Origin of the sequence: Streptomyces sp. adm13(2018) (assembly GCF_008042145.1) — a bacterium.
Classification (GTDB): domain Bacteria; phylum Actinomycetota; class Actinomycetes; order Streptomycetales; family Streptomycetaceae; genus Streptomyces.
On record NZ_RDBH01000126.1, the window covers coordinates 24,428 to 35,379 of the forward strand.

Annotated in this window: 10 protein-coding genes and 1 pseudogene; 5 read left to right on the forward strand and 6 right to left on the reverse strand. The window is 72.2% G+C overall.

Annotated elements, in window-relative coordinates; translation table 11 throughout:
* Entirely contained in the window at positions 1 to 372 is a 372-nt protein-coding gene (locus EAO70_RS16410; protein ID WP_030317059.1) for a PadR family transcriptional regulator, read from the forward strand.
* On the forward strand, positions 369 to 947 hold the full coding sequence (locus tag EAO70_RS16415) for an HAAS signaling domain-containing protein (protein WP_148003719.1): 579 nt from the start codon (positions 369 to 371) through the stop codon (positions 945 to 947). Before EAO70_RS16410 ends, EAO70_RS16415 begins: the two co-directional genes overlap by 4 nt.
* Before the next feature lie 97 nt (positions 948 to 1,044).
* Here EAO70_RS16415 and gap read toward each other — a convergent pair whose 3' ends face one another.
* The 3 genes from gap to EAO70_RS16430 all read right to left on the reverse strand — a co-directional run bounded on the left by gap (position 1,045) and on the right by EAO70_RS16430 (position 4,554).
* Positions 1,045 to 2,040 (reverse strand): type I glyceraldehyde-3-phosphate dehydrogenase, encoded by a 996-nt coding sequence (gene gap, locus EAO70_RS16420; RefSeq protein ID WP_148003720.1) that lies wholly within the window; start codon positions 2,038 to 2,040, stop codon positions 1,045 to 1,047.
* A 142-nt stretch (positions 2,041 to 2,182) separates the two neighbouring features.
* Positions 2,183 to 3,142: a GlxA family transcriptional regulator gene (locus EAO70_RS16425; protein WP_261992901.1), complete on the reverse strand. Its 960-nt coding sequence runs from the start codon at positions 3,140 to 3,142 to the stop codon at positions 2,183 to 2,185.
* Between the two features lie 125 nt (positions 3,143 to 3,267).
* Complete coding sequence (locus tag EAO70_RS16430) at positions 3,268 to 4,554, reverse strand: glycoside hydrolase family 16 protein (protein ID WP_148003722.1); 1,287 nt, start codon at positions 4,552 to 4,554, stop codon at positions 3,268 to 3,270.
* 272 nt (positions 4,555 to 4,826) lie between these two features.
* Between EAO70_RS16430 and tpx the strand changes: the two genes are divergently transcribed.
* On the forward strand, positions 4,827 to 5,327 hold the full coding sequence (gene tpx / locus EAO70_RS16435; RefSeq protein ID WP_148003723.1) for a thiol peroxidase: 501 nt from the start codon (positions 4,827 to 4,829) through the stop codon (positions 5,325 to 5,327).
* 106 nt (positions 5,328 to 5,433) lie between these two features.
* Here tpx and EAO70_RS16440 read toward each other — a convergent pair whose 3' ends face one another.
* Positions 5,434 to 5,844, reverse strand: a complete 411-nt coding sequence (locus EAO70_RS16440; RefSeq protein WP_148003724.1) for a Fur family transcriptional regulator — start codon at positions 5,842 to 5,844, stop codon at positions 5,434 to 5,436.
* A gap of 171 nt (positions 5,845 to 6,015) precedes the next feature.
* Between EAO70_RS16440 and katG the strand changes: the two genes are divergently transcribed.
* Together katG and EAO70_RS16450 are read left to right on the forward strand one after the other, a co-directional pair.
* Entirely contained in the window at positions 6,016 to 8,235 is a 2,220-nt protein-coding gene (gene katG / locus EAO70_RS16445) for a catalase/peroxidase HPI (RefSeq protein WP_148003725.1), read from the forward strand.
* 362 nt (positions 8,236 to 8,597) lie between these two features.
* Complete coding sequence (locus EAO70_RS16450; RefSeq protein ID WP_148003726.1) at positions 8,598 to 9,872, forward strand: serine hydrolase domain-containing protein; 1,275 nt, start codon at positions 8,598 to 8,600, stop codon at positions 9,870 to 9,872.
* Between the two features lie 14 nt (positions 9,873 to 9,886).
* Here EAO70_RS16450 and EAO70_RS16455 read toward each other — a convergent pair whose 3' ends face one another.
* Both EAO70_RS16455 and EAO70_RS37970 read right to left on the reverse strand, forming a co-directional pair.
* Positions 9,887 to 10,420 carry a GNAT family N-acetyltransferase gene (locus EAO70_RS16455; protein ID WP_148003727.1) on the reverse strand — a complete coding sequence of 178 codons (534 nt, stop codon included), beginning with the start codon at positions 10,418 to 10,420 and terminating at the stop codon, positions 9,887 to 9,889.
* A 53-nt stretch (positions 10,421 to 10,473) separates the two neighbouring features.
* Positions 10,474 to 10,952, reverse strand: a pseudogene (locus EAO70_RS37970) (hypothetical protein); the annotation flags it as partial.

Below are 10,952 nucleotides of genomic sequence, written 5' to 3' on the forward strand. Positions count from 1 at the left end.
ATGGTTCCTGGTAACGCAATGAACGAGGCGGGCGACAGAGTCCCCAGCCAGCTCCGCAAGGGAGTGCTGGAGTACTGCGTCCTCGCGCTGCTCAGGGACGAGCCGAAGTACGGCGTCGAGCTCGTGGCCGAGCTCTCCGCGGTCAGCGTCATGACCACCAGCCAGGGCACGATCTACCCCCTGCTGTCACGCCTGCGCCGCGAAGGTCTCGTCGCCACCGAACTGCGCGACTCCCCCAGCGGGCCGCCGCGCCGCTACTACACGCTCACGGGCGTCGGCCGGGCCTCCCTGGCCGAGTTCGCCCAGGCGTGGCCGCTGTTCCGGGACGCCGTCGACCACTTCCTCACCGACCCACAGGGGGATTCCGCATGAACGCCACCGACCAGAGCCCGCTCGTCGCCGCCTACCTCGACGCCGTCGCGCGCGAGACGGCCGAACTGCCCGCCGAGCGCAGGGCCGAGCTCCTCGCGGACCTCCGCGAGCACATCGAGGCCAGCGGCGCGGAGGGCGGGGAGCAGCTCCGCGCCGTGCTCGCCGAGCTGGGCGAGCCGCGTACCGTGGCCGCCTCCGCGCTCGCCGAGGAGGCGCCGGCCGGTGGGGCGCCCCTCTCCGGAGCCGGGCGGGCGCCGGTCTCCGGGGCCGGGCGGCGCAAGCTGACCATGATCCTGCTCGGCGCCTCGGGAGTGCTCCTGCTGCTCAACCCGTGGGTGGGAGCCCTGGCCCTGATCGCCGCCCTGGTACTGCTCTGGGGCGCACCGCAGTGGACCGGCCGGCAGAAGGCCCTGGGGACCGCCGCGGGCGTGGCGGTGCCGGTCGTCGTCGGCCTGGGCGCGCTGCTGGGGGACGCGTCCCGGATCGGGATCGTGGAGCTGCTGCTGATGCTCGTGTTCTCGCTGGTCGTGCCGATGCTCGGCGCCGTCGTGCTGCTGCGCGCCGCGCGCCGCTGACGGTGCGGTACGGCTCCGGGACGCACGGCGCCCCCGCCGAATCCGTGGTTCGGCGGGGGCGATGTGCGGCGGTGCCGCGTGCCGGTGGGGTCCGGGGTCAGCCGGCCAGCAGCTGGAGCGTGTCGATCACGCGGTTCGAGAAGCCCCACTCGTTGTCGTACCAGGCGACGACCTTGACGTGGCGGCCCTCGACGCGGGTCAGCTCCGAGTCGAAGATCGACGAGGCCGGGTTGCCGACGATGTCGGCGGAGACCAGCGCGTCCTCCGAGTACTCCAGGACACCGGCGAGCGGGCCGGCCGCGGCGGCGCGGTAGGCCTCCAGGACGTCCTCACGGGTCACGTCGCGGGCGACGGTCGTGTTGAGCTCGACGATGGAGCCGACCGGGACCGGGACGCGGATGGAGTCGCCCGACAGCTTGCCGTCGAGGTTCGGCAGCACGTGGCCGATCGCCTTGGCGGCACCCGTCGAGGTCGGCACGATGTTGACGCCGGCGGCGCGGGCGCGACGCGGGTCGCGGTGCGGGCCGTCCTGCAGGTTCTGCTCCTGCGTGTAGGCGTGGACCGTCGTCATGAAGCCGTGCTCGATGCCGGCCAGGTCGTCGAGGACCTTGGCGAGGGGCGCGAGGGCGTTCGTGGTGCACGAGGCGTTCGAGACGACCGTGTGCAGCTCGGCGTCGTACGCGTCGGTGTTGACGCCGTACGCGAGGGTGACGTCGGCACCGTCGGCGGGGGCGCTGACCAGGACGCGCTTGGCGCCGGCGTCGATGTGGGCGCGGGCGGCCTTGGCGCTGGTGAAGCGGCCGGTGGACTCCAGGACGATGTCGACACCGAGCTCGGCCCAGGGGAGCTGCGCGGGCTCACGCTCGGCGAGGACCTTGATGCGGCGGCCGTCGACGACGAGGGTGTCCCCGTCCACGCTCACCGGGCGGCCGAGGCGGCCGGAGGTCGAGTCGAAGGCGAGCAGCCGCGCCAGGGCGGTCGGCTCGGTCAGGTCGTTGACGGCCACGACCTCGAGGTCGGTGTCGCGCTCCAGCAGGGCGCGCAGCACGTTGCGTCCGATGCGACCGAAACCATTGATGGCGATGCGAGTCATGAACAGTGTCCCTTCTGCGGTGACTCCAGGTTCGCGCGGTGGGGACGGTCCTGACAGAGGCGCGATCGCCACGGTCCGAAAGGATCGCGCCAAGGTCGTCGGGCTCGCGCGGCGGGGGCGACTCCCCCTGGTGAAGCGGGGTCTACTCGCCCTTGGTGAAGGTGCGCCGGTAGTCGCTGGGCGTGGTGCCGAGGATGCGCTGGAAGTGCAGCCGGAGGTTGGCGCCGGTGCCCAGGCCGACGTCGGCGGCGATCTGCTCGACGCTCCGTTCCGAGCGCTCCAGGAGTTCCCGCGCGAGGTCGACGCGGGCCCGCATGACCCATTGCATGGGCGTGTAGCCGGTGTCCTCGACGAAGCGGCGGGAGAAGGTGCGCGCCGAGACGGCCGCGTGGTGGGCGAGGGCGTCCAGGGTGAGCGGCTCACCGAGCCGGTGCAGGGCCCACTCCCGGGTGGCGGCGAACCGCTCGCCGAGCGGCTCGGGCAGGCTGCGCGGCACGTACTGCGCCTGGCCTCCGCTGCGGTAGGGGGCGGCGACCAGGCGTCGGGCGGCGTGGTTCGCGGCGGCGACGCCGAGGTCGCCGCGCAGGATGTGGAGACAGAGGTCGATGCCGGAGGCGGCGCCGGCGGAGGTGAGCACGCTGCCCTCGTCGACGAAGAGGACGTTCTCGTCGACGCGGACGAGGGGGCGTTTCGCGGCGAGGGCCTGGGTGTAGTGCCAGTGCGTGGTGGCGCGCTTGCCGTCGAGCAGGCCGGTGGCGGCGAGGGCGAAGGCGCCCGTGGAGATCGCGGCGAGGCGCGCGCCGCGGTCGTGGGCGGCGATCAGCGCGTCGACCACACCCCGCGGCGGGTCCTCGCGGTCGGGGAAGCGGTAGCCGGGGACGAAGACGACGTCGGCCCAGGCGAGGGCGTCGAGGCCGTGGGCGACGGCGTACGAGAGGCCGTCGCCCCCGGTGACGAGCCCGGGTTCCGCACCGCACACCCTCACCTCGTACGGCATGCTCGCGCGGGTGGTGAAGACCTGCGCGGGAATGCCGACGTCGAGCGGCTTCGCCCCTTCGAGCACGAGGACGGCGACGCGGTGAAGGCGGGGAGTGGGCGGCACGGGTACCAGCGTAGGCGGGGCGCCCGCGTCACCTGCGGACGGCTCCGCGGGTCAGCGGCCCCCGGGCCCGGGCGGAGCCGTGACTCAGCGGGTCGGCGTGCCCCCGCCCGGGCCCGGGCGGGGGCTCAGCGGGTCACCGTCCACTTCTGGTTGGCTGCTCCGCCGCACGACCAGATCTGCAGCCTGGTGCCGTTGGCGGAGCTGTTGCCGGTGGCGTCCAGGCACTTGCCGGAGCCGAGGTTGACGATGTCCCGGGCGGCGTTGGCGGTCCACTTCTGGGCTCCGGTGCCGTTGCAGTCCCACAGCTGGACCGGGGTGCCGTCGGCCGTGCCCGCGGAGGTGACGTCGAGGCACTTGCCCAGGGCCCGGACCGTCCCGTCGGTGCCGATGGTCCACTTCTGGGCGGCGGTGCCGTTGCAGTCGTAGAGCTGGACGGGCGTGCCGTTGGCGCTGTTGGCCGCGGCCACGTCGACGCACTTGCCACCGATGCCGGTGATCGGTCCCCCGGTCACGGGCGTGTCGGCGGTGGTGACGCGGACGTGGTCGACGACGAGCTGCTGCGGGAAGGCGGTCGAACCGTCGGGGTCACCGGGCCAGTAGCCGCCGACGGCCAGGTTGAGGATGAGGAAGAACGGCTTGTCGAAGACCCAGGCCCGGCCGCCGAGGTCGGCGGGCGTACGGGTCTGGAAGACGTTTCCGTCCACCGACCAGGTGATCTTCCCGGGCGACCAGTCGACGGCGAAGGTGTGGAAGGCGTCGGCGAAGGCCTGCCCGCCGGGCAGGGTGTAGCCCGCGCCGATGCCGCCGGAGCCGGAGTAGCCGGGGCCGTGGAGGGTGCCGTGGACGGTGGACGGCTCGAATCCGACGTTCTCCATGATGTCGATCTCGCCGGAGGCGGGCCAGCCGACCTGGCCGAGGTCGTTGCCGAGCATCCAGAAGGCGGGCCACATGCCCTGGCCGCGCGGCACCTTCATCCGGGCCTCGACGTGGCCGTACTGCGCGGTGAACTTCCCGGCGGTGTTGAGCCGTGCCGAGGTGTACTCGCACCGCCCGTACCAGCACTGGTAGTTGCCGGGGTTCTCCTTGCGGGCGGTGATCACGAGGTGGCCCTGGCCGTCGAGGGCGGCGTTGCGGTTGCCGGCCGTGTAGTACTGCCGCTCGTGGTTGTTGACGTTGTCTCCGGTCTCGATCTGCCACCGCGAGCCGTCCACGGGGAGGCCGGCGGCGCCGTCGAAGGTGTCGGAGAAGGTGACGGCGGCCGCTTGGGCCGCCGGGCGGAGGGCGGTGGTCGTGTCGGCGGGGCCGGTGTTCCGGGTGGGGCCGGTGGGGCCGAGCGCCGCTGTGGCCAGGGCCAGGGCGAGTGCCGTCACGGCGGTGAACAACGGCCGCCGTGCTGTGCGGGCGGAGGGCATGGCTCTCACTTCCGTCGGGTGTGGGGGGAGGCGAGCAAACATCTGCCATGTCCATGACATTGACGGGGTTCGGTCGCCTCCATGATTTAAGAAGTGAAGTAAGGGGGCGTCAAGAGGTCTGCACTCCCCCGCACGTCCGGCCCGGTCGGTCGCCGGCGTGGTCGGTGATCGCCCACCGGACCGGGCGTCCATGATCTCGATGGCCTTCCGGGCGTACCGGGCGTCGTACGATTCCCCTCGTTGTCACTTACATCGTCCTAAGGAGATCCCCCATGGCCCAGGTCACGCTGAAGGGCAACCCGGTACAGGTCAACGGCACCCTGCCGACCCCGGGAAGCCAGGCTCCCGACTTCACGCTCGTCGCCGAGGGCCTGGCGGACAAGTCGCTGAAGGACTACGCCGGCCAGCGCAAGGTCCTCAACATCTTCCCGAGCGTCGACACGCCGACCTGCGCCTCCTCGGTCCGCGCCTTCAACGAGAAGGTCGGTTCGCTGGAGAACACGGTGGTGCTCTGCATCTCCGCCGACCTCCCCTTCGCGCAGGCCCGCTTCTGCGGCGCCGAGGGCCTCGAGAACGTCAAGAGCCTCTCGACGCTCCGCGGCCGTGAGTTCCACACCAACTACGGCGTGGAGATCGCGGACGGCCCGCTGGCCGGCCTGACCGCCCGCGCGGTCGTCGTGCTCGACGAGAACGACACCGTGCTGCACGCGCAGCTCGTCGGCGAGATCGCCGAGGAGCCCAGCTACGACGACGCGCTCGCCGCGCTCAAGTAGCGGCACCGGCGCCGCCCGCCGGCGCCACGCAGCGGAGCCCCTCCACCGCCAGGGTGGAGGGGCTCCTGCCGTTCCCGGCCGCGGACGACCGGCCACAGCGGCCCTCTCAGGCGCAGGCCGGGCAGAGTCCGCGGTACGTCACGTCCGCCTTCGAGACCGTGAAGCCGAACCGCTCCGCGGGCGGCAGCACGTCCAGCGGGTCCCCCGTCGGGTGGACGTCGCGGATGATGCCGCAGTTCGAGCAGACCAGGTGCTGGTGCGGCCGGCGCGCGTTCGGGTCGTAGCGCTTCGCCCTGCCGTCGGTCGAGAGCTCGACGACCTCGCCGAGGGCCACCAGCTCGCCCAGGGTGTTGTATACGGTCGCCCGCGCGATCTCCGGCAGGCTCTCCACGGCGCGCGCGTGTACCTCGTCGGCCGTGAGGTGGACGTGCTGGCCCGCGAGGACCTCCGCGACGACGCGACGCTGGGAGGTCATGCGCCAGCCACGCGCCCGCAGGCGCTCCAGCAGGTCACTCATTTTCGGCCCACCCCTTCGAACGGTTGGCGTGGTTCTTGACTTGGACTCTGTCCATTGTAGGATCGCTTCCGGCGATAGCCAAGCACACCGCGGCTCCGGTCGGGCACGAGACACCCCACTGGTGCCCGCCCCGGCTGAGCACCGAGATCCGCCCCGTCCGGAAGGATTTGCATGTCCGAGAACCACGACGCAATCGTCACCGACCCCGCCCCCGAGGGCACGGGCGGCTGCCCGGTCGCGCACGGCCGCGCCGCGCACCCGACCCAGGGTGGCGGCAACCGCCAGTGGTGGCCGGAGCGGCTCAACCTGAAGATCCTCGCCACCAACCCCGTCGTGGGGAACCCGCTCGGTGAGGAGTTCGACTACGCCGAGGCGTTCAACGCCCTCGACCTCGCGGCCGTCAAGCGCGACATCGCCGAGGTGCTCACCAGCTCGCAGGACTGGTGGCCCGCCGACTTCGGCCACTACGGCCCGCTCATGATCCGCATGGCCTGGCACAGCGCCGGCACGTACCGCATCAGCGACGGCCGCGGTGGCGCCGGCGCCGGTCAGCAGCGCTTCGCGCCGCTGAACAGCTGGCCGGACAACGGCAACCTGGACAAGGCCCGCCGCCTTCTGTGGCCGGTGAAGAAGAAGTACGGCCAGAACATCTCCTGGGCCGACCTGATGATCCTCACGGGCAACGTGGCGCTGGAGACGATGGGCTTCAAGACCTTCGGCTTCGCCGGTGGCCGCGCCGACGTCTGGGAGGCCGACGAGGACGTCTACTGGGGCCCCGAGACCACCTGGCTCGGCGACGAGCGCTACACCGGCGACCGCGAGCTGGAGAACCCGCTCGGCGCCGTCCAGATGGGCCTCATCTACGTCAACCCCGAGGGCCCCAACGGCAACCCGGACCCGGTCGCTGCGGCCCGCGACATCCGCGAGACATTCCGCCGCATGGCGATGAACGACGAGGAGACCGTCGCCCTCATCGCCGGTGGACACACCTTCGGCAAGACCCACGGCGCCGGCCCCGCGGAGAACGTCGGCGACGACCCCGAGGCCGCTCCCCTGGAGGCGCAGGGCTTCGGCTGGGCGAACTCGTACGGCACCGGCAAGGGCGCCGACGCGATCACCAGCGGTCTGGAGGTCACCTGGACCACCACGCCCGCGCAGTGGGGCCACGACTTCTTCAAGCACCTCTTCGAGTACGAGTACGAGCTCTCCAAGAGCCCGGCCGGTGCGCACCAGTGGGTGGCGAAGAACGCCGAGGCGATCATCCCCGACGCCCACGACGCGTCGAAGAAGCACCTCCCGACGATGCTCACCACCGACCTGTCGCTGCGCTTCGACCCGGCGTACGAGCAGATCTCGCGGCGCTTCTACGAGAACCCCGAGCAGTTCGCGGACGCCTTCGCCCGGGCCTGGTACAAGCTGACGCACCGTGACATGGGCCCGGTCGTCCGCTACCTCGGCCCGGAGGTCCCCTCCGAGGTCCTCCTGTGGCAGGACCCGCTGCCGGCCCGCGAGGGCGAGACCCTCGACGCGGCGGACATCGCCTCCCTCAAGGAGCAGGTCCTCGCCTCGGACCTGACCGTCGCGCAGCTGGTCTCCGCGGCCTGGGCCTCGGCCTCCTCCTTCCGCGGCAGCGACAAGCGCGGCGGCGCCAACGGCGGCCGCATCCGCCTGGAGCCGCAGCGCAACTGGGAGGTCAACAACCCGGACGAGCTCGCGCAGGTGCTCCGCACGCTGGAGGGCGTCAAGGCCTCCTTCGACGCGGCGGGCGCCAAGAAGGTCTCGATCGCCGACCTCGTCGTCCTCGCGGGTGCCGCGGCCGTCGAGAAGGCGGCCAAGGACGGCGGCGTCGACATCGAGGTGCCCTTCACCCCGGGTCGTGTGGACGCCTCGCAGGACCAGACGGACGTGGAGTCCTTCGCCGCCCTGGAGCCGCAGGCCGACGGCTTCCGCAACTACCTCGGCAAGGGCAACCGCCTCCCCGCCGAGTTCCTGCTGGTCGACCGCGCGAACCTGCTGACCCTGAGCGCGCCGGAGCTGACGGTCCTCGTCGGTGGCCTCCGCGTCCTGGGCGCGAACCACCAGCAGTCCGCGCACGGCGTCCTCACCAAGGCCCCGGGCACCCTGACGAACGACTTCTTCGTCAACCTGCTCGACATGGGGACGACCTGGACGGCGACGTCCGAGGACTCCACCACGTACGAGGGCCGCGACTCCGCCACCGGCGAGGTCAAGTGGACGGGCACCCGCGCCGACCTGGTCTTCGGCTCGAACTCCGAGCTGCGCGCGCTGGCCGAGGTCTACGCGAGCGACGACGCGAAGAAGAAGTTCGTGACCGACTTCGTCTCCGCGTGGGACAAGGTCATGAACCTGGACCGGTTCGACACCGTCTGATCCACCCGGGCCGGTCCGCACCCGTGCGGGCCGGCCCGGCAGCGGCGGACCCCGTGCGATCCCAGGGCCCCGCCGGTCGGCTTCGTCGACCGGCGGGGCCCTCCCGTGTGCCCGCGCGCGGTGGTCGTGACGCGGCCGCCGGCCCGGCGCGGGCGCCCGGCTCTCCCAGCGGGCGCGGCCCGGCCGGTGACGGACGGCCGGGTTCCACAACCCGCGGCCCGTGTCAGGAACCGTTCCGGGGCGTTGGCACTCATGATCCATGGGTCCCGGGGCCCGGCCCGACGGCCGGGTGCCCCCGCGCCCCGCGGCGCGCGTCGGGCGCGCGCCGTGTCGAACGATTCGGAAGAAGTAGAGGAATCACCGTGCCCCTGTCGTCGCACCGACGCCTGGCCGTGAGTGCCACCCTGGTCGCCGCGCTCGCCGCCGGCCTCACCCCCGCCACCAGCGCGTTCGCCGCACCCGCCGCGCCCGTCCCGGCCACCGCCGCCACGACGCCCGCGGTCCCCGCGCCCGACATGGACGGTGTCGTCGCGGCGCTGAACTCGGCCATGGCCAACGGCGCTCCGGGCGCCATGGCCCGCTTCACCGGCCCCGACGGCGTCCGCAGCCGGACGGTCGGCGTCCAGGACCGGGTCTTGAATGCGCCCATGGCGATCCAGTCGCGCTTCCGGATCGGCAGCGTCAGCAAGACGTTCTCCACCGTCGTCCTGCTCCAGCTGGTGGAGGAGGGCAGACTGGAGCTGGACGCGCCGGTGAACCGGTTCCTCCCCGGTCTGCTCCCCGACGACCGCATCACGGTCCGTCACCTGCTGACCCACCGGAGCGGTCTGGCCGACTACACGAACGCGATGTTCGAGCACACGGTGCCGGGCTTCGAGTCCGTGCGGAACCGGGTGTTCAGCTACCAGGAGCTCGTCGACCTGTCGCTGAGCGAGCCGCGCACCACCCAGCCCGGCGTCTCCTACCAGTACTCGAACGCCAACTTCGTGGTCGTCGGCATGCTGATCGAGAAGCTCACGGGACGTCCCGTGGCCGACGCGTACGAGCGCCGCATCTTCAAGCCGCTGAAGCTGACCAAGACCTCTTACGTGCACCCCGACACCCGCATCAAGGGCGCCCACGTGCGCGGCTACCTGCACCCGGACGAGGAGGGCGGCGCGCTGGTGGACTCCACGGAACAGACCGTCTCCTGGGCCCAGTCCGCCGGTGCCGTCATCTCCAACCCCGCCGACCTGAACACCTTCACGAGCGCCCTGCTGCGCGGCCGGCTGCTGTCCCCGGCGATGATGGAGGCCATGACCACGGTCACGCCGACCGACGCCACCAACACCCGGTTCTACGGCCTCGGTCTGCGCCGCTACGACCTGTCGTGCGGTACGCAGGTGTACGGGCACACCGGCACGGTGCAGGGCTTCTACACGTACACCTTCTCGACCCGCGACGGGCGCCGTAGCCTCGCGGCGATGGCGAACACCTCGAACCGCGGTGCCGCCAACACGGCGCTCGGCGGGACGCTGGAGGCGGCGTTCTGCGGCAAGAAGCCGGCTCCCGCGGCGTCCTCGCGGGCCGCCGCCCCGTCCACGGCCCGTGACCTCACGTCACTGCCGGCCGAGCGGGACCTCCCCGAGCGCCACTGAGCCGGTCCGGGGCGTCAGGCCTCGTACTCGGTGAGGTCGATCGCGTAGATCCGCAGGGGGACGTCGAAGGCCGGATGGTTCGTCTCGCGTTCCCCGGTCATGCCGAGCTTGCCGATGACGTTCTCGGAGGCCCGGTTGCTGATGTGGGTGATCGCGACGACCCGGTCGAGTCCGCGGTCCTGGAGTGCGAACTCCAGGACCGCGTGCGCGGCCTCGGAGGCGTAGCCCTGTCCCCAGTACTGGCGGCCCAGCCGCCAGCCGATCTCCACGTCGGGCATCGCCTCGGGGAGGAACTCGGGCACGGAGAGGCCCGCGAAGCCGATGAGCTCGCCCGAGCCGAGGAGCTCGACCGCGAAGATGCCGAAGCCCTCCTCGTCCCACTCCTCCTCGTACCGCTCGATGTCCTCGGCGGTCTCCTCCAGGTCCCGGACCGAGCCGTCCCCGATCCAGCGCATCACCTCGGGATCGGCGTTGATCTCGGCCAGCGGGACAAGGTCGTCGTCGCTCCAGCGCCGGAGGAGGAGACGGGGGGTGCGAATCTCGGTCATGCCCCCATCCTGACGCACGCGACGAGCACCCCGCGCCACCGGCCCTCTCCTGGTCAGCCGGGTACGGGTGCCACCACGTGACCGGTGACCGAGCAGACCCAGGCCGCCCCCTCGGGCGTGCGGGTGGCGTGGGGGCCGGTGCGGTGGTCGGGGCAGAGCGGCCAGACCAGCCGTTCGCGCTCGGCGAGGTGGCACTGGACCCCCTCCGCTGCCGAGACGGCGATGTCGACCGGGTCGAGGCCGTTCACGATCTCGTGACCGACCGAGACGCGGCCGATCCCGTCCGGCACGTCGGACCACTCGTGGCGCACGGGCACGTCGAGGGCGCGGCCGGTGTCCTGGCGCGCCCGCGCGAGCAGCGCGGCCACGACCCGCTCGGCGTGGATCCGCCGGTGCTCGTCCACGAGGGGTGCGAAGAAGGGGGCGGGGGCGGCGCCGTTGTCGGCGAAGGCCGCCCGGAGGAACGCGAGTCCGCCCGGCGAGCCGCACGCGGCCTCGGCCTCGATGTCGAGGGCTGGGTCGAAGTCGCGGC